The sequence below is a fragment of the Enterobacter sp. MGH85 genome (assembly GCF_001037655.1).
Classification (GTDB): Bacteria; Pseudomonadota; Gammaproteobacteria; order Enterobacterales; family Enterobacteriaceae; genus Enterobacter; species Enterobacter intestinihominis.
The window spans coordinates 4,306,838-4,328,308 of record NZ_KQ089925.1; the positions used below are offsets into that span (position 1 = coordinate 4,306,838).

Genomic DNA, 21,471 nt, shown 5'->3' on the forward strand with positions numbered 1-21,471 from the left:
AATAAAATCAACGAATTAACAGGTTTTTACTCCCGAAACCGGCAATAGCGGATCGTTGCCGGCGGCCCCACAGCAGGAGGGGTAACAGACCACGCAGAATGGCTTGCAGATGAACACTCTGGCGTCGTTAAGGTCAGGGTCATGGCGGCAGGCAGCGCCACCAGATGCGGCTGGGCAGGATCTTTTTGTACCTGATCCGGCACACAATGTTTTTCACACAGCGGTGAAGCACCGGCAGCATAATGCGGCCCCGGTTCCGCCATCATATCCATATGCTGGATGGTGGCCACCTCACCGCGCAAATCCATTGAACATTGATGGGAGGCGACGGCCACCTGACTCTGGATTAACAGCCAGCCAAACGCCAGCAAAAACATCAGCAGATGTTTTTTGATAAAGCGCAGGCGATACGTCCAGCTGGCGTGCATATTCAGATCGTCGGATAGGGTAAAAGTGAACCGAGTATAAGCAGGCAAAAGAATGAAAGAGAAGTAGTTTTAAAGAGATTTACGTTTTTAAATCGATTGTCGGCAAGTAATACTCAAAACCTTAACACTTCACCATCAATTTAATGACATATAATATCTATTCATCAGGTCAATAACGTCTTAATATAAATGACGCAGGGTTAGCAAAAATATCGTCATCATTGCCTTTAGTAGTCTCTTTCTTGATTTTAATCAGCAAGGACTGGCCATTTATTCGGCACATTTCAGGCTTCTTTTTTATTGATTATTTGTCTCTCGGGCAGCAAAGATACAGGGGAAATCATGCTTACTTTTCTCGAACTCCTCATTGGAGTCGTGGTCATTGTCGGTGTAGCACGCTACATCATTAAAGGTTACTCAGCCACCGGCGTGCTATTTGTCGGCGGCCTGACGCTGCTGATCATTAGCGCGCTAATGGGTCATCAGGTTTTACCCGCCAGCGAAGCCAGCACCGGATATACCGCTACCGATATTGTGGAATATATAAAAATTCTGCTGATGAGCCGCGGCGGCGACCTGGGCATGATGATCATGATGCTCTGCGGATTTGCTGCCTATATGACCCATATCGGCGCGAATGATATGGTGGTGAAGCTGGCTTCTAAGCCGCTGCAATATATTAACTCCCCCTATCTGCTGATGGTCGCGGCTTATTTCCTGGCCTGTCTGATGTCATTAGCCGTTTCCTCAGCAACGGGCCTTGGCGTGCTGTTAATGGCGACGTTATTCCCGGTAATGGTTAACGTCGGGATCAGCCGTGGCGCAGCGGCGGCTATTTGCGCCTCTCCGGCGGCGATTATTCTCTCCCCTACTTCCGGTGACGTGGTGCTGGCCGCGAAAGCCGCGGAAATGTCGCTGATTGACTTCGCCTTCAAAACCACACTGCCAATCTCCATCACCGCTATTCTCGGCATGGGCGTGGCGCATTTCTTCTGGCAACGCTACCTCGATAAGAAAGAGAACGTCAGCCATGAGATGATGGACGTCAGTGAAATCACCACTACCGCCCCGGCGTTTTATTCCATCCTGCCCTTCACGCCGATTATTGGCGTGCTTATTTTTGACGGCAAATGGGGCCCTCAGCTGCACATCATCACTATCCTGGTGATCTGTATGCTGCTGGCGGCCATCCTGGAATTTGTTCGAGGCTTTAATACCCAGAAGGTGTTCACGGGTCTTGAAGTCGCCTTCCGCGGCATGGCGGATGCCTTCGCGGGCGTGGTGATGCTGCTGGTTGCCGCAGGGGTGTTTGCTCAGGGGCTGAGCACCATCGGCTTTATCCAGAGCCTGATCTCTATCGCCACCTCGTTCGGCTCGGCCAGCATTATCCTGATGCTGGTGCTGGTGGTACTGACCATGCTGGCGGCGATGACTACCGGCTCCGGTAACGCGCCGTTCTATGCGTTTGTTGAGATGATCCCTAAGCTGGCACACTCCTCCGGCATCAACCCGGCTTACCTGTCCATTCCGATGCTCCAGGCCTCCAACCTGGGTCGTACCATTTCTCCGGTATCGGGCGTGGTGGTTGCGGTTGCAGGGATGGCAAAAATCTCTCCGTTTGAAGTGGTAAAACGCACGTCAGTGCCGGTGCTGGTTGGCCTGATTATCGTTATTATCGCCACCGAAGTGCTGGTTCCCGGCGCTGCCTAAGCGAAATTCCTGCTTTCCAAAAAGCGCCTGCGGGCGCTTTTTGTGCTTTAATAACCTCCAGAAATTAATCGCGCCCAACCAATCAGGAAAGCAAATGTTCAGGAAGGATATCGTTATCCCGTCTGGCGCAGTAGCGCTTGCACTCTGTGTCTTCTCAATTCAGGCAGATCCGCTTAAGCCAACCCAGTATGGCGATTTCGATCGCTACGTTCTGGCTCTTTCCTGGCAAACGGGATTTTGCCAGAGTATGGTCGAACGCAACCGTGACGAACCGGAAGAGTGTCGCCTGCAAAAAGAGAGCAGCAACAAAACCGATTTTCTGACCGTCCACGGCTTATGGCCAGCGCTGCCGAAATCTATTGCCGCTCGCGGAGTGGATGAACGCCGCTGGATGCGCTTCGGCTGTGCCACTCGTCCGGTTCCGAATATGCCGGAAGCAAAAGCCAGCCGCAAATGTGACGCCGCAGAGACCGGACTATCGCTAACGGGCGCGGCGAAGCTGAACAGCGTGATGCCCGGCGCGGGCGGCAACTCCTGCCTTGAACGTTATGAATACGCGAAACACGGCGTCTGCTTTGGTTTTGATCCCGACGCTTACTTCGGCACCATGGTGCGCATGAACCAGGAAGTGAAAAATAGTGCGGTTGGGAAATTTCTGGCGGAAAACTATGGCAAAACCGTCCGTCGTAGCGACTTTGATGTAGCCGTGGCCAAAAGCTGGGGGAAACAGAACGTAAAAGCGTTCAAGCTTACCTGCCATGGCAATCCGGCTTATCTGACCGAGATGCAGATCTCGCTAAAATCCAGCACCATTAACAACTCGCTCTCAGCCAGCACCTTTGCGCCACAGCCGCATCCGGGCAACTGCGGCAAACAGTTTGTTATCGATAAAGCTGGTTACTGATTGTTCCTGCGCGCATCCGGGCGTACCAGATCGAAGCGATGGCTGTCGCTGATGCCGTAGTAGGCGGACGGTCCACCCGCACGCAGAATGGGCTGCGCTTTCGCGGTCTGGTAAATCCCCTCTTCCAGCAAACTCTCAGCGATATGGACGCCCACCACTTCGCCGAGCACCAGCCAGGTATCAATCGGTGTCCCATCCGCGCCGGTCAACTGAATGCACTGTGACAATCGACACTCGAAATTCACCGGGCTTTCCGCCACGCGCGGCGAGCGCACAAGCTGGCTGGCTACGGGCGTCAGGCCGGCAAAGGTAAATTCATCCTCGCCATGAGGGAGTGTGGCGGAGGTTTCATTCATCGCCTCAGCCAGCTCGCGCGTTGCGAGGTTCCAGACAAACTCTTCCGTTTCGGTAATATTCCGCACGCTATCCTTCCAGCCGTTGCTGGAAAAACCAATGATCGGTGGGCGATAGTTAAAGCAGTTAAAGAAGCTGTACGGGGCAAGGTTCAGTTGACCGGCCTTATCACAGGATGAAATCCAGCCAATCGGACGCGGACCGATAATGGCGTTCAGCGGGTCGTGCGGCAGGCCGTGCCCCTGAGACGGTTGGTAAAAGTACATATCGCTCTCTCTACGCTGGGGCTGCAACGCGCATTGCCCGGTTTAAGTTTTACCAGCGTAACGAAATTTCCGTTCAGCGTGAATCGGGATGCCGGGTTTATTGCCAAAAATTCATATGGCGCACGAATGTGACCTTCATCACTTCAAACTTAGGGTTTCAGACAGTATCATCAGATAAGTTAAACCCTCGCTGCCAGACGGCGAGGGTTTTCTTTTGGATTGGTTTCTGCGTTACACGCAGCATTAACGACATGGAGTAAAAATGTCCAGACCTACGATTATCATCAATGAACTCGACGCAGAACGTATTGACCGACTGTTGGAGAAACCAGAATTCGCCTCGCTGCCGGTTGCCGATGCGCTGAACGAAGAGCTAGACCGGGCGCAAATGTGTACGCCTGAGACCATGCCGCATGATGTGGTCACCATGAACAGCCAGGTGAAGTTCCGCAACCTGACCACCGGGGAGGAACTCACCCGTACGCTGGTCTATCCGGCGCAGATGACCGACAGCAGCATGCAGCTTTCGGTGCTGGCACCCGTGGGCGCGGCGCTGCTTGGACTGCCCACGGGCGATACTATCCACTGGGAACTCCCGGGCGGCGCCTCAGCCCATCTGGAAGTGCTTGAGCTGCTCTACCAGCCCGAAGCCGCTGGCGATTACCTGCGTTAATCCCTTCTGAACAAGCGACCCCGCTTTGCACAGAGGATGCACCTGCATCCTCTTTCCGCAAATTCACCGATTGTCTTATATCGGACAAAAACCGCTTAATCCATGTTTACTCTGTCGTAGTGCCGTGGGGACGAAACCTCACACAACGCCGCCGGGGAAGGCATTCACCAGTCCCTTCACTTTCTGCTGCGCAGCCTCCGGGGTGTCTGCGCCAGGCACCAGGATCACCTTGCGGCACTCCTCCTCCCGTTTTTCGAAGATCTTATAGGCGCGCTCCGCATCAGCCAGCGGAATATAGTGGGTCACAATATCTTCCGGTGTAAGCAACCCTTTTTCGATAAGCGGCAGCAGCTCTCCCAGCCAGGCGTGGACGTGCGTCTGCCCCATCTTAAAGCTCAGCCCTTTATCGAAGGCATCGCCAAACAGGAAGCCATGGATGAAACCGGCGTACACGCCCGGCACGCTGACCACGCCGCCGCGTCGCACCGCAGCAATGCACTGGCGCAGGGCTTTGCCGCTGCTGCCTTCAATTTTCAGGTTACTGAGGATCGTTTCCGTCGTGCTGCCTTTGGCCTCAAACCCGACGGCATCAATCACCGCATCCACCCCGCGCTGCCCGGCCGTTTGCTCAATGATTTTCTCCGCCGCGTCGTTATCGTCATCAAAGTTAATCGGGATCGCGCCGTAGCGCTCCTGGGCAAACCGCAGTCGATAGGGATGATGGTCAACCACAAAAATCTGCTCTGCGCCGAGAAGCCGCGCGCAGGCAATGGTCAGCAACCCCACCGGCCCGGCCCCGAATACGGCGACGCTGGAGCCTTTCTGGATCTGCGCATTTTTCGCCGCCTGCCAGGCGGTAGGCAGAATATCTGACAGGAAAAGCGCTTTGTCGTCTGACAGCAGCTGAGGCACTTTAAACGGCCCCACGTTGCCTTTCGGCACGCGCACATACTCCGCCTGTCCGCCCGGCACGCCGCCGTAAAGATGGCTGTAGCCAAACAGCGCGGCAGGGGCGGGAATTTGCTTTTTGTTCAGCGCCGCGCCCTGCCCGCGGTTCGTGTTTTCGCAGGCCGCGTACTGTTGCATCTGGCAAAAGAAACAGTCACCGCAGGCAATCACAAACGGGATCACCACCCGGTCACCTTTCTGCACGTTCTTCACTTCGCTCCCGCACTCCACCACCTCGCCCATAAATTCATGACCCAAGATATCGCCGTGCTGGACCTTGGGAATTTTTCCGCGATAAAGATGCAAATCGGAACCACAGATCGCCGTGGCTGTTACGCGCAGGATGATATCGTCAGGCTGTTCGATGCCCGGATCGGGGACATTATCGACCCGAACATGATGTGGACCGTGATAGGTGAGAGCTTTCATGCAACCTCCGAAAGGGTGTGGGTAAGCTTATAAAAGGGTAGCTACCTCTCGGGATCTGCCCCGGAATCCGGCTGTTTTGAGATTTATCCTGGCGAGATAAAAAAGTGCTGTCGGGATTACAGAAACCTTTTATATTTTGTGGTTGAATGATTTCAGCGTTTATAAACAAGGAGAAACGGTTATGTATCAAACAATCATTATGCCGGTTGATGTTTTCGAAATGGAACTGAGTGATAAGGCTGTACGTCACGCGGAATTTCTCGCGCAGCAGGACGGAGTTATTCATCTTCTGCATGTTTTACCGGGCTCTGCCAGCCTGAGCCTGCATCGTTTCGCTGCTGATGTGCGTCGTTTTGAAGAGCATTTACAGCATGAAGCCGAGACGCGCCTGCAAACCATGGTCGGGCACTTCAGCATCGATCCTTCCCGCATAAAAACCCACGTCCGGTTCGGTAGCGTGCGTGACGCCGTTAATGAACTGGCCGCGGAGCTGAACGCAGACGTGGTGGTGATTGGTTCGCGCAACCCGTCTATTACCACGCACCTGCTGGGGTCGAACGCCTCCAGCGTGATCCGCCACACCCACATTCCGGTGATGGTCGTCAGATAAAAAAAGAGGCCACCTTTTGGTGGCCTCTTGTATTGCAGGTGTCGTCTTGCTTTCTTTTATTATGCAGTTTTGGTGCGGATCAGGTAATCAAACGAGCTCAGCGAGGCTTTCGCACCTTCACCGGTAGCGATGATGATCTGCTTGTACGGCACGGTGGTGCAGTCGCCCGCCGCAAATACGCCCTTCACGCTGGTTTCGCATTTCGCATCGATGATGATCTCGCCCATGCGGTTGCGCTCAATTGCGCCTTCCAGCCAGGTGGTGTTTGGCAGCAGGCCAATCTGAACAAAGATCCCCGCCAGCGCTACGCTGTGGATATCGCCACTCACGCGGTCACGGTATTCCAGACCGGTCACTTTGCTGCCGTCGCCTTTCACTTCTGTCGTCTGGGCATTGAGCACAATGTCGACGTTATTCAGGCTACGTACTTTATCCTGTAACACCTGGTCCGCTTTCATCTCAGGGGCGAACTCCAGCAGGGTAACGTGTTCAACAATCCCCGCCAGGTCGATAGCCGCTTCCACGCCGGAGTTACCGCCGCCGATCACCGCTACGCGTTTACCTTTGAACAGCGGGCCGTCACAGTGCGGGCAATAGGTCACGCCTTTGGTGCGATACTGATCTTCGCCCGGCACGTTCATGTTGCGCCATTTCGCGCCAGTGGCAATGATCACGCTGCGCGCCTTCAGCACCGCGCCGGACGCCGTTTCAATCTGGTGCAAACCACCCTCGACCGCTGCCGGAACCAGTTTGCTGGCGCTCTGGCTGTCAATGACATCCACGTCGTAGTCGCTGACGTGCGCTTTCAACGCCCCGGCCAGCTTCTGGCCTTCGGTTTTCGGCACGGAAATGTAGTTTTCAATGTCTACGGTATCCAGAACCTGACCACCGAAACGCTCGCCCATCAGACCGGTACGGATCCCTTTACGTGCGGAGTAAACCGCTGCCGCCGCGCCCGCCGGGCCGGAGCCAACAATCAGCACGTCGTACGCATCACGTTGGTTCAACTCTTCCGCCGCACGTTTTTCTGCGCCGGTATCCACTTTGGCGACGATTTCGGTCAGCGTCATACGCCCCTGGCCGAACTCCTGACCATTCAGGTAAACCGCCGGAACGCCCATCACGTTGCGCTCGGTGATTTCGTTCTGGAACGTACCGCCGTCAATCGCCGTGTGCTTAATGCGTGGGTTGAGCACTGACATCAGGTTCAGCGCCTGCACCACGTCCGGGCAGTTGTGGCAGGAGAGCGAGTAATAGGTTTCAAACTCAAAATCACCGTCGATATCGCGGATCTGCTCCAGCAGCGCCTGCGCTTCTTTTGACGGATGACCACCGGTCCACAGCAGCGCCAGCACCAGGGACGTAAATTCGTGCCCCAGCGGAGAACCCGCGAAACGCGGCCCCTGGTCAGACCCTGGGTTGGCGATCAGGAAAGAAGGCTTACGGACTGCCAGCGTGTTGTCTTCTTTGATGGTCACTTTCGGCGACAGCTCAGCAATCTCTGTCAGCAGCGCTTTGATTTCTGCCGATTTCGCGCTGTCGTCCAGCGTGGCAATCAGCTCAACAGGTTTGGTCAGTTTCTCAAGGTAGGCCTTGAGCTGGGTTTTCATGTTAGTGTCGAGCATTATTCTTCCCTCTCTTAAAACGTCATCATGCAAGCCGCCTTATACGGGCTGCCTGAATGCAACTTGCATCATGGTGCTGGAATGAAATGGGCGCGGGTGCGCCCATGACTGAAACAATTTCCAGAGTATTTCGCGTCAGAGCAAGGCGGCTAGCCTGAGAATCCCCGGGAGCTTACTGAAGTAAGTGACCGGGGTGAGCAGGCGACGCCAACGCAGCTATGGCGTGAAAGACGACGGAAATTTAGATCTTGCCGACCAGGTCCAGAGATGGCGCCAGCGTCGCTTCGCCTTCTTTCCATTTCGCCGGGCACACTTCGCCTGGGTGAGAAGCAACGTACTGAGCCGCCTTCACTTTGCGCAGCAGGTCAGATGCATCACGGCCGATACCTTCAGCGGTAACTTCGATAGCCTGGATAATGCCCTGCGGGTCAACAACGAAGGTCGCACGGTCAGCCAGGCCTTCATCTTCACGCATGTTGTCGAAGTTACGGGTCAGGGCGCCAGTCGGGTCGCCGATCATCGCGTATTTGATTTTCGCGATAGTTTCAGAGCTGCTGTGCCACGCTTTGTGGGTGAAGTGGGTATCGGTAGAAACAGAGTAAACGTCTACGCCCAGCTTTTGCAGTTCTTCGTAGTGGTCTGCCACGTCGCCCAGTTCGGTCGGGCAAACGAAGGTGAAGTCAGCCGGATAGAAGAAGAACACGCTCCAGCGGCCTTCGGTATCTTTCTCAGTAACTTCGATGAACTCACCGTTTTTGAACGCCTGGTTTTTGAAAGGTTTAATTTTGGTGTTAATCAAGGACATCTGTACTTCCTCCGTGTTTTCGTTGAGGTGTAAGGTAACCAACTTTGTTCATCGGGGCTAATGCGTATGCTTTATCAAATCAATCAGCCAAACCTTACAACAGCAACAAGACAGCAAGGTGAACCTTTTACAGGAAAGCCTGAAAGTAAAAAGGCCGCCTCAACGGGCGGCCCTGATACCTGAATTCCCCGCAGGTACATTCAGTGCCAGCCGAAGCTGGCGTTGCGTTGCGCTCTACATACCTTGTATCAAGGCCGTAACAGCGGTTTGATTACAGCACCCCTGCGCGCAATGAGCAATGCATAAGAGGGATAGTCCTGCCTATGGCTGTGATAGGCAGATTCGAACAGGTCATTGAAACATTATAAATTTAATTTCATTATGGGTTTCACGCTATATATAAACGCCATTTGTCATTCAAATAATTCAATCACACTTTAAAGATAAAATTATCTTAATAACTCTTGAAGATATGTTTCAATAATCCAAAGCCGTGATATATTAAGATCACTTAAATTTTAAATTAAGCGAGTTATTCACACGGATTGTAAAGGGTAACTACACTCTGTCGTACTCCATGGTGTGATAACGACAGCAAACTCAACTCACTCAGGACGAAACATGGCAAACCTCTACGACCTAAAAAAATTCGATCTCAATCTGTTAGTTATCTTCGAATGCATTTACCAACATCTCAGTATCAGTAGGGCTGCCGAGACGCTTTATATCACACCATCCGCCGTCAGCCAGTCGCTGCAACGCCTGCGCGGTCAGCTTGATGACCCCCTGTTTATCCGTTCAGGGAAGGGAATTACGCCCACCACGGTAGGTACCAACTTGCATCATCATCTGGAAAAAAATCTCAATCAGCTTGAGCAGACGATCAACATGATGCATCACTCGGACATCAAGAAAAAGTTCGTTATCTATTGCACTCAAATGGTGTCTCCTGGTTCGATGCTGGAACCGTTGAAGCTTTTAATATCTGAGGAGAATTATGAGATAGAACAAAGAGATATGCTTATTTCCTCCGAATCAGCGGAAGATTTGTTGGCCTATCGTAAAGCCGATCTCATCTTCTCTATCGCACCTATCCACAATCGCTCTGTGGTCTGCACCCACTTCACTACGGTGCCGATAGCCTTAATCTGTAGAGCAGACCACCCAAGGCTCGCTGACACAGCTACGGTGGACGCGCTATACCAGGAGAAATTCACTTTTTACCAGAGTGCTCATCCGGGTGTAAAAGAGTTCCAGAGTCGGGCCAATGACGCTTTTCCGGAAAGAAATATTGCTTTTCGCACCGACTCCCTTAGCTCTCTCATCTCTATGGTCAGTTCATCTGATTTGTTAGGCTATATCCCCGTGTCGATCTATGAAACATTTAAAGAATCTTTGAAATTAAAAAGGCTTGAGCCACCGTTTGCGCTGCCTGAATTAAAGATCTATATGCTCTACGGCCGTTCATCACTGAATAGCTCTGTTTTTTCAACATTCATTGAAAAAATGCATAAGCTCTGCGTTTCTCCGCCGTCTGCGTAAAATACATTTGCATGGTGAATATAATTAAAGCGAACCGAAAAAAATGACTCCGTGAAATTAAGGGTAAATAATTCCATAATATCGTTTTGATTTTACCAAGACATTTAACACGCAGGACGCGATTAATCATGTCGAACTATAAAATCCCTTTACAGGAAAATGTTTTAGACGCTTCTGCGGAACGCATACACTGGACGCTTAACAATTTCCCCAAGGTATGCGTTTCCTTTTCCGGTGGAAAAGATTCTACCGTGATGCTGCATCTTGTTGCCCAGAAAGCACGGCAATTAAAGCGAAAAATAGACGTCATCTTTCTGGACTGGGAAGCGCAATTCTCGTCGACCATTCAGCATGTTGACGCTATGAAAACGCTCTATCGGGATGTTATCCACCAGTTCTGGTGGGTAGCGCTTCCGCTCACGACCCAGAACGCCCTGTCACAGTTTCAACCTGAATGGCAGTGCTGGGAACCCGGAACAAACTGGGTTCGCCAGCCACCAGAAGATGCCATTACCGATTATCACTATTTCGATTTTTATCAGCAGGGAATGACGTTTGAAGCCTTCGTGCGCGAGTTTGCCGAATGGTATGCGCAAAGACGTCCTGCCGCAGTCATGGCAGGGATCCGCGCCGATGAATCTTACAACCGCTTTCTGGCTATCGCGTCGGCGCGTAAGCAGCGCTTTTCTGACGATAAACCCTGGACGACCGTCGCCCCGGGTGGGCACGCCTGGTATATCTACCCACTATACGACTGGAAAACCGCCGACATCTGGACGTGGTTCGCGAAATCAAAATGTTGCTATAACCCGTTATACGACCTGATGTACAAGGCGGGGGTGCCGCCGCGTTATATGCGCATCTGCGAACCGTTTGGTCCGGAACAGCGTCAGGGCTTATGGCTCTATCATGTCATTGAACCCGAACGCTGGGCGGCTATGTGTGAACGCGCCTGCGGCGTGCGAAGTGGAGGTATTTATGCCGGGCACGATAACCATTTTTATGGCCACCGGAAGATCCTGAAACCTGACCATCTCGGCTGGCGCGAATACGCCATGCTGCTACTCGACAGCATGCCGCAAAATACGGCGGAACATTACCGAAATAAAATCGCAATTTATCTCCACTGGTATCAAAAGCGAGGCCTGGAGGATATTCCCGATACGCAGGAGGGTGACATTGGCGCAAAAGATATCCCTTCCTGGCGACGCATTTGCAAGGTTTTACTCAACAATGACTACTGGTGCCGGGCTCTCTCATTTAGTCCAAACAAACCTAAACACTATCAACGCTACAGCGAAAGAGTGAAAGCCAAACGCAAGGAATGGGGGATTTTATGCAGCAGCAAATAATCAGAGAAATGCAGACGTACCTGCAGGCCCTTTCTGAAGAAGAGAAAATCGGCGCTATTAATGCCTTTCGCCAGGCATTACACGAAATCAGCCCTTTTAATAATCAACCCGTCGACTGCGTATTGTGGATAAAACAGACTGACATCACCGCCAATGACTACAACCCAAATAATGTCGCTCCGGCGGAGAAGCGGTTACTCAGCAAATCACTGGAGCTGGATGGATTCACACAACCTATCGTTGTGACGGAAAATGCGCCTGAGAGCTATGAAATTGTCGATGGATTCCATCGCCATGAGCTTGGCAGTCATCGGGCTATTCTGAAGCGTCAACTTAAAGGTTACCTCCCTGTTACCTGCCTGCGTAAAGCACGCCAGGAAAAGTTCGATCGCATGGCTGCAACCATTCGTCACAACCGCGCGCGTGGACGCCACCAGATCAATGCCATGTCAGAAATCGTGCGAGAACTGGTGCTTATGGGCTGGAGTGAGCAGAAAATTGGCCTGGAGTTGGGTATGGACAGCGATGAAGTGCTGCGACTGAAGCAAATCAACGGTCTGCTGGAACTCTTCGCGGACCGTCGTTTTTCAGAAGCCTGGACGGTTAAATAGTCAGAGCGAATTTAAGCGCGCAGCCGCTGCCAGCAGCGTCGACTCCTGCTTCGCAAAGCAAAGACGAATCAGTTTATGCGGGAAGGGATCGGCGCAGAACACCGACAGCGGAATGGCCGCCACGCCCACCTCTTTCGTCAGCCACTGGCAAAAACTGACATCATCCAGATCGGAAATCGCACTGTAGTCCGCCAGCAGGAAGTAGGTGCCTTCGCATGGCAGGATCTCCAGCCGACTCTCGCTCAAGGCAGTCACAAACCGATCCCGCCGCGCACGGTAAAAAGCTGGCAGATCCCGGTAATGTTCAGGTTCAGCGCGCAGCATATCCGCCAGCGCCAGCTGGGCGGGTGTGTTTACGGCAAACGTCAAATACTGGTGCACTTTACGCAGCTCAGCGCTGATGGCGGCGGGCGCTACGCAGTACCCTACTTTCCAGCCGGTCATATGGTAGGTTTTCCCAAATGATGATACCGCGATTGCGCGCTCGCGAAGCTGCGGATGCGCCAGCACGCTGGCATGACCCTCTTCGGCAAAGCAGATGTGCTCATACACCTCGTCGCTCAGAACATAGATTTCACGTTCGGCGATGGCCTGCCACAGGGCGGCAAAATCGCTTTTCTGCCACACCGTCGCCGATGGGTTGTGTGGCGTATTCAGGATCACCAGCCGGGTTTTATCGCTCAGCAGCGCGGCAAACGCCTGCCAGTCCGGACGAAAATGCGGCGGCTGGAGCGCCACGCGTTTCACCACGCCACCGGCCAGTTCAATCGCCGGGGCGTAGCTATCGTAGCTCGGGTCAAAACAAATCACCTCATCGCCCGTACGCACCAGGGCGGTTATCGCCGCATACAGCGCTTCGGTGGCCCCTGCGGTTACCGTGATATCGCTGTTCGCGTCAGGCTTATGGCCGTATAACTCCGCCGTTTTATCCGCAATGGCTTCACGCAACGCCTGCACGCCGGTCATCGGCGCATACTGGTTGGCTCCCTGCGCAACGTGGTACGCCAGACGCTCCTGCAAATATTTCGGCCCGTCAAAATCCGGGAAACCTTGTGAGAGGTTAATGGCGTTGTGCTGCTGCGCCAGGGCGCTCATCTGCGTAAAAATCGTCGTGCCGAGATTCGGAAGTTTACTCTGCGGGATCAACGGGTTATTGCTCATTGTAGTGTGCCTGCCTGTAATACTTATGTTGCTGACACTATAACACGATGTTAGTCTCTGGCAATCAAGACGCTTAGACGTCTAAATGATATAAATATTCCTGACCGAGAGGGTAAAAGGAAATGACAGACAACCTGCAACTCACACACCTGGTCGAGGCCTGCCGCTGGATTGGCGCTAAAGGCTGGGCGCCCGCTACCGGCGGCAATATGTCCGTGCGTCAGGATGAACATCTGTGCTGGCTGAGCGAATCCGGAAAAGACAAAGGCAGCCTGACCACCGCCGATTTTCTACAGGTTGAAATCGCCACCAACCGTGCGCCTTCTGGCCGTAAACCGTCGGCAGAGACCGGGCTGCATACCCTCATCTACCGCCTGTTCCCCGAGGCTAACGCCGTCCTGCACGTTCACACCGTCAATGCCACGGTGCTGTCGCGGCTGGTCAACGAGACCGAGCTGAAGATCTCCGGCTTCGAGATGCAAAAATCCCTTACCGGACAGACCACGCATCGGGATACGGTGGCCATCCCGGTGTTTGATAATGACCAGGACATCGACGCCCTCGCCTCTCGAATCGCCCATTACGCGCAGGAACGCCCGCTTAATTATGGTTTTCTTCTGCGCGGTCATGGCTTAACCTGCTGGGGACGCGACGTGGCCGAAGCCCGCCGTCATCTGGAAGGTTTAGAATTCTTATTTGAATGCGAAATGCGTTTACGACAATGGGAGAGAGTATGATTCGCGCGATTGTGACGGATATTGAAGGGACCACCAGCGATATCCGTTTTGTCCATGATGTTTTGTTCCCCTACGCGCGTGAGCGGCTGGCGGCCTTTGTGACCGCGCAGCAGTACGCCGAGCCGGTCAAATCGATTCTGGACAACCTGCGCGATGAAATCAGCACTCCGCATGCCAGCGTCAGCGATCTCATCAACGTGCTGTTTACCTTTATGGATGAAGACCGCAAATCGACGGCGCTCAAAGCCCTGCAAGGCATCATCTGGCAGGACGGTTACATCAACGGTGACTTTACCGGCCATCTCTACCCTGATGTACTGCCCGCGCTGGAAAAATGGAAGGCACAAGGGATTGATCTCTATGTTTATTCCTCTGGCTCCGTCGCCGCGCAGAAACTGTTATTTGGCTACAGCGACGAAGGTGATATTACTCATCTGTTCAGCGGCTATTTTGATACCCGCATCGGCGCCAAGCGTGAGGTGCAGTCTTATCAAAATATTGCGGCGCAAACGGGCATCGCCCCGTCGCAGATCCTGTTCCTGTCAGATATTCATCAGGAGCTGGACGCGGCTGAACAGGCGGGTTTTCGCACCCTGCAACTGATACGCGGTGAAGATGACGGCGCAAGCCATCACCATCAGATCCACCAGTTTGACGAGATTAACCCGGAGCAGATCCCTTCATGAGCGCATTGACCATTTATTCCGATAAAGACGCCAGTCATCACCTGTGGCACAGCACCGACGCCGCCGAGATCGCCCGACAGCTCAACGCGAAAGGCGTGCGGTTTGAACGCTGGGCGGCAGACCGTGATTTAGGGCAGGATCCCGCGCCTGAAGCCGTGATTGAGGCGTATCAGCATGCAATCGACAAGCTGGTGGCAGAGAAAGGTTACCAGAGCTGGGACGTGATTAGCCTGCGCGCCGACAATCCGCAGAAAGAGGCGCTGCGCGCGAAGTTTCTGAACGAACACACCCACGGCGAAGACGAAGTGCGCTTTTTTGTGGAAGGCGCGGGCTTGTTCTGCCTGCACATCGGCGATGAGGTGTATCAGGTGCTGTGCGAGAAAAACGACCTGATTTCCGTACCCGCAGGCACGCCGCATTGGTTTGACATGGGTTCAGAGCCGAACTTTACCGCCATTCGTATTTTCGACAATCCGGAAGGCTGGGTTGCCCAGTTTACGGGCGATGCAATCGCGGATGCGTATCCACGCCTGGCCTGATCTTTTCTCCCTACCCCGCACACCGTGCTATCCCCTCGCCCCTCTGGGGAGAGGGTTAGGGTGAGGGGAACATACGGCTCAGGGGGTCAGTTCCATACTCAGGCATTAATTAAATACTGGCGATAATCCTCTGCACATCTGCGCCAACCAGCCTCGCCAGATGCACAAACTCCACCACGTCCAACCTACGCTCACCGTTTTCCACTTTAGCAATAAACGATTGTGGTTTTCCCAGTGCCTCCGCAAGCTGCGCCTGAGTCATCCCCTTCTCTTTACGCGCTTTCTTCAACGCATTGATAACACGCTGGTATTCATCCGAGTAAACTGAAGCCATTGTTCCGATTCCATACAAATATCCTGAAATCGAATATCCTCCCGTTGCCTTCTTATCCCAAAATAGGATAATTGAGCACGTAACGAACACATGTAAGGAGGACACAATGCAGCATCAGAACTGGCCCCCGGCCGATATTATCGCTGCACTAAAGAAACATGGAACAAGCCTGGCTGCGTTGTCCAGAAAGGCTGGCCTTTCCTCATCCACACTGGCAAATGCGCTTACCCGACCATGGCCCAAAGGTGAACTGCTTACCGCTCAGGCGCCAGACATTCCACCCGATGTGATATGGCCGGAAAGATACTTTGATGAAAAGGGAGAGCGAGTATTTCGTCAGATGAGGAATACCAAAAAGAGAAATCTGTCTTCAACATAATCAATGAATTCTCCCCCCTCACCCCAGCCCTCTCCCTCAAGGGAGAGGGGGTCTTAGAGCACTACCGTTTTAGCCCTTTCACATACCCCACCAGCTGATCCAACACCACGCCCCACCCTTCGTGGAAGCCCATCTGTTCATGCTGCTCGCGGATTTCCTTCGTTGGGTGACGCGCTATCGCCGTGTAGCGGGTCTTGCCCTCCCCCACATCTTCCAGCAGCAGGATCGCCGTCATAAACGGCGTTTCAGCCGGCTTCCAGCCCTCAGTATAGCCATCGGTAAAGACCAGCTTGTTCCCCGGATCGATTTCAAGAAATACGCCCCGGTTATCCATCCGCTGCCCGTCCACCTCAAACACGGTATTGAATCGCCCACCCACGCGCAGATCGAGGTCGCATTCAGTCACCTTATGGGGAGCAGGAATGAAGAAGTTTTTGATGTGCTCCGGTGTGGTCCAGCAGAGCCACAGCAGGTCGCGCGGTGCATCCACCACGCGTTCCAGTTTTAAGTCTGTTTCAGGATCGAGCGTCACGATAACGTCCTCTAAAGGGAACCCCTTACAAGGATAGTCCCACTCAGGCGAATTTCCCTTTCGCTACCTCTTCAGGGGTGACCACGCCCGTATCCAGCACCCAGCCGCTAATCAGCGAGGCGGGGGTAACGTCAAACGCCGGGTTATAGACCTGCGCCTCTTGCGGCGCCCACTGCACCGCGCCAAAGCTTCCCGCCACGCCCGTCACTTCGCTGGCCGCGCGCTGCTCAATCGGGATCGCGTCACCGTTCGGGCAGTCCCGGTCGAGGGTCGTTTGCGGGGCGGCGACGTAGAACGGAATACCGTGGAACTTCGCCAGCACCGCCAGGGAATAGGTGCCGATTTTGTTCGCCACGTCGCCGTTGGCGGCAATGCGGTCTGCCCCCACCCACACGGCATCCACCTGCCCTTTTGCCATCAGGCTGGCGGCCATGGAGTCAGTAATCAGCTGATAAGGCACGCCCAGCTCGCCCAGCTCCCATGCGGTCAGCCTGCCGCCCTGCAACAGCGGACGGGTTTCATCCACCCAGACGTTGCTGACATTCCCTGCCTGATGCGCGCGGGCAATCACACCCAGCGCCGTCCCGACGCCCGCCGTTGCCAGCCCGCCGGTATTGCAGTGGGTCAGCAGGCGGCTGCCGGGCTTCACCAGCGCGCTACCCGCTTTCGCAATCGCGTCGCAAAGCCGTTTGTCTTCATTAATCAGGCGCAGCGCTTCAGCCACCAGCGCCGGAACGAACGCTTCCTGCCACAGCGCAATCTTCATGCGGTCGAGATTGTTCATCAGGTTCACCGCCGTCGGGCGGGAGGCACGCAGGGTCTCCAGCGCCGCCGCCAGCTCGTCGCGGCTTTTACCGCTTTCCGCTAACAGCGCCAGCAGCAGGCTTGCAGAGAGACCAATTAACGGCGCGCCACGCACGCGCAGAGCGTGGATATGCCCAACCAGAGCCTCCACCGTCGAGGCATTCAGCCAGCGTTTCTCCTGCGGAAGCGCCTGCTGGTCGAGAATATAGAGCTGATTATTCGCCACCCGCAGGCTGGTCGTCTGTAATGTCTGCATGTCGTTAATTCCCTGTTGCGTTGTTGTAGCACATTGTGTCAGGATGAAATCCAGATGTATAGACGTCTACATGTCTTAATTAGCAAAACTGAGGAGCAGGCCATGTCGCAATACCGTACCTTTACCGCTCAGGACGCCGTGGAGTATGCCAGGCAGTTTGGCGGACTTGACGATCCGTCATCGCTGGTGGAGGCGCAGGAAATCGGCGACGGCAACCTCAACCTGGTCTTTAAAATATTCGATAGCGCGGGGGTGAGCCGCATCGTCGTTAAGCAGGCGCTGCCCTATGTGCGCTGCGTCGGCGAGTCCTGGCCGCTGACGCTGGATCGCGCTCGCCTGGAGGCGCAAACCCTGGTCGAGCATTACAAGCACAGCCCTGAGCACACGGTGAAAATCCACCACTTTGACCCGGAACTGGCGGTGATGGTGATGGAAGATCTCTCCAGCCATCGCATCTGGCGCGGCGAGCTGATTAACAACATTTACTACCCGCAGGCGGCGCGGCAGCTGGGTGAATATCTGGCTCACACCCTGTTCCACACCAGCGATTTTTATCTGCATCCGCACGAGAAAAAAGCGCAGGTGGCAAAATTCATCAACCCGGAGATGTGCGAGATCACCGAAGATCTGTTCTTTAACGATCCGTACCAGATCCACGCGCGCAACAGCTACCCGGCCGATCTGGAGAACGATGTTGCCGCCCTGCGCGACGACGCCCAGCTTAAAATCGCTGTGGCCTCCCTGAAGCACCGCTTCTTTTCGCATGCCGAAGCCCTGCTGCATGGGGACATTCACAGCGGCTCAATTTTTGTGGCCGACGGCAGCCTGAAGGCCATCGACGCCGAGTTCGGCTACTTTGGCCCGATTGGCTTTGACGTTGGCACTGCCATCGGCAACCTGCTGCTGAACTTCTGCGGCCTGCCGGGGCATCTGGGCATTCGCGATGCCGCCGCCGCGCGCGAGCAGCGCCTGACCGATATTCAGGAACTGTGGAACACCTTCGCGGAGCGCTTCCAGGCGCTGGCGAACGAGAAAACGCGCGACGCCGCGCTCAGCGCGCCGGGCTATGCCTCTGCGTTCCTGAAAAAGGTCTGGCACGATGCCATCGGATTCTGCGGCACCGAGCTGATTCGCCGCAGCGTCGGGCTTTCCCATGTGGCGGATATCGACACCATTCAGGATGAAGCGATGCGTCACGAATGCCTGCGCCACGCGATATCCCTCGGCAAGGCGCTGATTGTGATTGCTGACCGCATCGACAGCGCGGAAGAGCTGGTCGCGCGAGTGCGGCAGTACAGTTGAGAACGTTTGCCCGGTGGCGCTGCGCTTACCGGGCCTACGGGTGCAAAATGTAGGCCGGGTAAGGCGAAGCCGCCACCCGGCAAAAACTCATCCTAAATACTCAATCACCGACATCCCACCGTTATAATCCGTGCTGTAAATAATCCCCTGCGCATCCACAAACACGTCGCACGACTGGATCACCTGCGGGCGATTGGGCCGCGTATCCATCATCTTTTCCGGCGCCGCGGGCACCAGCGCCCCCGTTTCCACCGGGCGATACGGATTGGAAATGTTATACGCGCGCACGCCCGCGTTCTGGTACGTCGCGAAGATCAGCGTTGAGCTGACAAAGCTCCCCGGCCGGTTTTCGTGCAGGTTGTGCGGGCCGAAATGCGCCCCTTTCGCCACGTAGTCGGTTTCATCCGGCTGCGGGAAGGTAGAAATGCTCACCGGGTTCGACGGCTCGCGGATATCAAACAGCCAGATCAGCTTCTCGCCGTCCTGCTGGTTATCCAGCACCGCCTCGTCCAGCACCACCAGCAGGTCGCGATCCGGCAGCGGAAGCGCGGTGTGCGTCCCGCCGCCAAACGGCGGGCTCCAGTTACGATGGCTAATGAGCTTAGGCCGGGTGCGGTCCTTCACGTCCAGCAGCGTCAGGCCACCGTCGCGCCAGCTGCCGTACGCGGTATCGCCTGCAATAATCGCATGGTGCAGGGCGTAGCGTTTGCCTTCCGGCCAGTTCGGCTGTTCGCCTTCGGCCTGATTCATCCCCGGCAGCCACCAGCGTCCCGCCACTTCAGGCTTGCGCGGGTCCGCCAGATCGATGGTCAGAAAGATGTAGTCGGTAAAGCCGTCTATCAGCGCTGAGACATACGCCCAGCGGCCACCGACGTACCAGATGCGGTGAATGCCGATGCCGCTCAGCGATAAAAAGCCTATCTCGCGTGGCCTGTCCGGTGTGGAGATATCAAAGACGCGAAGCCCGGCGCTCCAGCCTTTATCCTGCACGTCACTGACGGTCTCCCCCACCTGGCGGGTGTAGTAGACCTTCTCGTCGGCAAAACGCGCATCGGCAAACAGATCCCGGGCGTTGATCACCAGCAGCAGGTCGTCATGCGCCTGGAGATGCACATTCCAGGTACCCGGCGGCGCAGGCACGTATCCTGCGGCTTTTGGTTTTTTCGGGTCGCGCACATCCACTATCGAAAAGCCCTGCGACACCATATGGCCGATATAGGCGAAACCGCGGTGTACCATCAGCTGCACGCCGTCCGGGCGACCGCCCTGATCGCTATGGCCAATCAGCCGCATATTGCGGCTGTATTCGGGTTGAGGTAATGCAGACATGTATAAGTCCTTTCGCCGGATGGCGGCTGCGCCTTATCCGGCCTACAACACCGTAGGCCCGGTAAGCGAAGCGCCACCGGCCATTATTTTGACCTGCCTTCCAGCGTCGCAAACCACGGCGCAACAAAATCTTCCGTCTGGCCCCAGCCCGGAATGATTTTCCCCAGAGACGCCACGTTCACCGCGCCCGGCTGGGCGGTCAGCAGCGCCTGCGGAATGGCCGCCGCCTTGAAATCGTAAGTGGCAGGCGTCGCTTCTCCGGCAATCTTATTGGCAATCAGGCGTACGTTGGTCGCGCCAATCAGCTTCGGATCCACCGCCACGCTCACTGCCCAAGGGCTACCCGGCTCGCGCATCAGCTGTAAATCCTGGTTGGAGATGTCGATGCTGTAGAGTTTGATCTCGGTTCGGCCGTTCTCTTTCAGCGCCTTATACGCGCCCTGGCTGAAGGCATCCCAGGTACCCCAGATGGCATCGATTTTACCTTTCGGGTATTTCGCGAGGATCGCGCCCACCTTGTTGGCAGTGTCGCCCTGCACGTCAGAGGAGACCGCGCCGATGGACTCCAGCTCTTTAATCTCCGGGTACTGCTTTTGCAGTTCTTTGTAGGCCGCCTGACGGCGCTCCATCGGCGGGAAGCCCGCGACCCATAGCTTGACGATATTGGCCTTGCCGTTGAAATCTTTCGCCAGCTGGCCGAAAGAGAGGTTGGTCAGGGAGGCATCGTCCTGCTGGGTAACGGTTACGCCCGGGATCTCGCCGTTCACAGCGGTATCAAACACCGAAACTTTGATCCCGGCATCCACCGCCTTCTTCACCAGCGCGGTGGAGTACGGATCGCGCCCCTGAGAGAGAATAATCCCGTCGTATTTCTGGCTGATGGCCTGGTTAACGAAATCCTGGAATTTGGCGTCGTCCCCGTTACTTAAAAAGGTGCTGACCTTAAAGCCGAGCTTTTTCCCTTCCTGAATCGCCCCGGCAACAAACTGCGTGGTGTTGTCGTCCGAGCCCAGGTTGCGGATCACCGCGATGCGGATCGGGCCGTCATGGCTGGCAATGGCGGTCGGAACCGGCGCGGGGGTAGCCGCCAGGCCCGGCAGAGAAGTGAGTAACCCAAGAGCTACCAAAGAGAGCGCAATCTTTTTCATTTATTAT

23 protein-coding genes are annotated in these 21,471 nt (G+C 54.9%); 12 read left to right on the forward strand and 11 right to left on the reverse strand.

The features are described from left to right. Positions 1 to 26: 26 nt before the first annotated feature. Positions 27 to 428, reverse strand: coding sequence for a hypothetical protein (locus tag SK51_RS20480; RefSeq protein WP_023305682.1), 402 nt, complete (start codon positions 426 to 428; stop codon positions 27 to 29). Between the two features lie 342 nt (positions 429 to 770). Here SK51_RS20480 and dcuC point away from each other — a divergent pair, with 342 nt between their 5' ends. Further along, positions 771 to 2,138 carry an anaerobic C4-dicarboxylate transporter DcuC gene (dcuC, locus tag SK51_RS20485; RefSeq protein ID WP_017382481.1) on the forward strand — a complete coding sequence of 456 codons (1,368 nt, stop codon included), beginning with the start codon at positions 771 to 773 and terminating at the stop codon, positions 2,136 to 2,138. A 94-nt stretch (positions 2,139 to 2,232) separates the two neighbouring features. Further along, positions 2,233 to 3,042 carry a ribonuclease I gene (rna, locus tag SK51_RS20490; protein ID WP_023305681.1) on the forward strand — a complete coding sequence of 270 codons (810 nt, stop codon included), beginning with the start codon at positions 2,233 to 2,235 and terminating at the stop codon, positions 3,040 to 3,042. Here the strand turns inward: rna and SK51_RS20495 are convergent. Further along, entirely contained in the window at positions 3,036 to 3,662 is a 627-nt protein-coding gene (locus tag SK51_RS20495; protein ID WP_023305680.1) for a flavin reductase family protein, read from the reverse strand. The genes rna and SK51_RS20495 overlap by 7 nt on opposite strands. Before the next feature lie 262 nt (positions 3,663 to 3,924). Between SK51_RS20495 and rnk the strand changes: the two genes are divergently transcribed. Further along, positions 3,925 to 4,335, forward strand: a complete 411-nt coding sequence (rnk, locus tag SK51_RS20500; RefSeq protein ID WP_023305679.1) for a nucleoside diphosphate kinase regulator — start codon at positions 3,925 to 3,927, stop codon at positions 4,333 to 4,335. A 138-nt stretch (positions 4,336 to 4,473) separates the two neighbouring features. Here rnk and SK51_RS20505 read toward each other — a convergent pair whose 3' ends face one another. Continuing rightward, positions 4,474 to 5,712, reverse strand: coding sequence for a zinc-dependent alcohol dehydrogenase (locus SK51_RS20505; protein ID WP_048207014.1), 1,239 nt, complete (start codon positions 5,710 to 5,712; stop codon positions 4,474 to 4,476). 181 nt (positions 5,713 to 5,893) lie between these two features. Here SK51_RS20505 and uspG point away from each other — a divergent pair, with 181 nt between their 5' ends. Then, positions 5,894 to 6,322 (forward strand): universal stress protein UspG, encoded by a 429-nt coding sequence (gene uspG / locus SK51_RS20510; RefSeq protein WP_022647413.1) that lies wholly within the window; start codon positions 5,894 to 5,896, stop codon positions 6,320 to 6,322. A gap of 59 nt (positions 6,323 to 6,381) precedes the next feature. On the opposite strand, the gene ahpF is transcribed toward uspG, so the two are convergent. After that, entirely contained in the window at positions 6,382 to 7,947 is a 1,566-nt protein-coding gene (gene ahpF, locus SK51_RS20515) for an alkyl hydroperoxide reductase subunit F (protein ID WP_032676369.1), read from the reverse strand. A 241-nt stretch (positions 7,948 to 8,188) separates the two neighbouring features. Beyond that, a complete protein-coding gene (gene ahpC, locus SK51_RS20520; protein WP_014882974.1) occupies positions 8,189 to 8,752 on the reverse strand; it encodes an alkyl hydroperoxide reductase subunit C in 564 nt (187 codons plus the stop codon). Between the two features lie 621 nt (positions 8,753 to 9,373). Here ahpC and citR point away from each other — a divergent pair. The 3 genes from citR to SK51_RS20535 all read left to right on the forward strand — a co-directional run bounded on the left by citR (position 9,374) and on the right by SK51_RS20535 (position 12,257). Then, positions 9,374 to 10,294, forward strand: coding sequence for a DNA-binding transcriptional repressor CitR (citR, locus tag SK51_RS20525; RefSeq protein ID WP_022647411.1), 921 nt, complete (start codon positions 9,374 to 9,376; stop codon positions 10,292 to 10,294). 128 nt (positions 10,295 to 10,422) lie between these two features. Continuing rightward, entirely contained in the window at positions 10,423 to 11,646 is a 1,224-nt protein-coding gene (locus SK51_RS20530) for a phosphoadenosine phosphosulfate reductase (RefSeq protein ID WP_048207017.1), read from the forward strand. Further along, positions 11,631 to 12,257: an IbrB-like domain-containing protein gene (locus SK51_RS20535; protein ID WP_023305676.1), complete on the forward strand. Its 627-nt coding sequence runs from the start codon at positions 11,631 to 11,633 to the stop codon at positions 12,255 to 12,257. Before SK51_RS20530 ends, SK51_RS20535 begins: the two co-directional genes overlap by 16 nt. Here SK51_RS20535 and SK51_RS20540 read toward each other — a convergent pair whose 3' ends face one another. After that, entirely contained in the window at positions 12,258 to 13,418 is a 1,161-nt protein-coding gene (locus SK51_RS20540; RefSeq protein WP_032676370.1) for a pyridoxal phosphate-dependent aminotransferase, read from the reverse strand. A gap of 122 nt (positions 13,419 to 13,540) precedes the next feature. On the opposite strand from SK51_RS20540, the gene SK51_RS20545 reads away from it, so the two are divergent. From SK51_RS20545 to SK51_RS20555, 3 genes are read left to right on the forward strand one after another with little or no spacing between them, the layout of a single operon-like run. Continuing rightward, positions 13,541 to 14,155, forward strand: coding sequence for a methylthioribulose 1-phosphate dehydratase (locus SK51_RS20545; protein ID WP_022647407.1), 615 nt, complete (start codon positions 13,541 to 13,543; stop codon positions 14,153 to 14,155). Then, complete coding sequence (gene mtnC, locus SK51_RS20550) at positions 14,152 to 14,841, forward strand: acireductone synthase (RefSeq protein ID WP_023305674.1); 690 nt, start codon at positions 14,152 to 14,154, stop codon at positions 14,839 to 14,841. The genes SK51_RS20545 and mtnC overlap by 4 nt, the downstream gene beginning before the upstream one ends. After that, positions 14,838 to 15,380: a 1,2-dihydroxy-3-keto-5-methylthiopentene dioxygenase gene (locus SK51_RS20555; RefSeq protein WP_023305673.1), complete on the forward strand. Its 543-nt coding sequence runs from the start codon at positions 14,838 to 14,840 to the stop codon at positions 15,378 to 15,380. Before mtnC ends, SK51_RS20555 begins: the two co-directional genes overlap by 4 nt. Before the next feature lie 109 nt (positions 15,381 to 15,489). On the opposite strand, the gene SK51_RS20560 is transcribed toward SK51_RS20555, so the two are convergent. After that, the gene (locus SK51_RS20560; RefSeq protein ID WP_023299573.1) at positions 15,490 to 15,714 is read right to left on the reverse strand and encodes a helix-turn-helix transcriptional regulator; all 225 of its coding nucleotides are present in this window, start codon (positions 15,712 to 15,714) and stop codon (positions 15,490 to 15,492) included. A gap of 106 nt (positions 15,715 to 15,820) precedes the next feature. Here SK51_RS20560 and SK51_RS20565 point away from each other — a divergent pair, with 106 nt between their 5' ends. After that, complete coding sequence (locus SK51_RS20565; protein ID WP_023305672.1) at positions 15,821 to 16,093, forward strand: helix-turn-helix domain-containing protein; 273 nt, start codon at positions 15,821 to 15,823, stop codon at positions 16,091 to 16,093. 61 nt (positions 16,094 to 16,154) lie between these two features. Here SK51_RS20565 and SK51_RS20570 read toward each other — a convergent pair whose 3' ends face one another. After that, the gene (locus SK51_RS20570; protein ID WP_022647402.1) at positions 16,155 to 16,625 is read right to left on the reverse strand and encodes an SRPBCC family protein; all 471 of its coding nucleotides are present in this window, start codon (positions 16,623 to 16,625) and stop codon (positions 16,155 to 16,157) included. A 43-nt stretch (positions 16,626 to 16,668) separates the two neighbouring features. Beyond that, entirely contained in the window at positions 16,669 to 17,685 is a 1,017-nt protein-coding gene (gene mtnA / locus SK51_RS20575; protein ID WP_032676371.1) for an S-methyl-5-thioribose-1-phosphate isomerase, read from the reverse strand. Between the two features lie 102 nt (positions 17,686 to 17,787). Here mtnA and mtnK point away from each other — a divergent pair, with 102 nt between their 5' ends. Beyond that, entirely contained in the window at positions 17,788 to 18,987 is a 1,200-nt protein-coding gene (mtnK, locus tag SK51_RS20580) for an S-methyl-5-thioribose kinase (protein WP_023305670.1), read from the forward strand. An 87-nt stretch (positions 18,988 to 19,074) separates the two neighbouring features. On the opposite strand, the gene SK51_RS20585 is transcribed toward mtnK, so the two are convergent. Both SK51_RS20585 and SK51_RS20590 read right to left on the reverse strand, forming a co-directional pair. Next, a complete protein-coding gene (locus SK51_RS20585) occupies positions 19,075 to 20,316 on the reverse strand; it encodes an LVIVD repeat-containing protein (protein WP_023305669.1) in 1,242 nt (413 codons plus the stop codon). Positions 20,317 to 20,399: 83 nt separating this feature from the next. Next, positions 20,400 to 21,464 (reverse strand): sugar ABC transporter substrate-binding protein, encoded by a 1,065-nt coding sequence (locus SK51_RS20590; RefSeq protein ID WP_032676373.1) that lies wholly within the window; start codon positions 21,462 to 21,464, stop codon positions 20,400 to 20,402. Positions 21,465 to 21,471 lie beyond the last annotated feature (7 nt).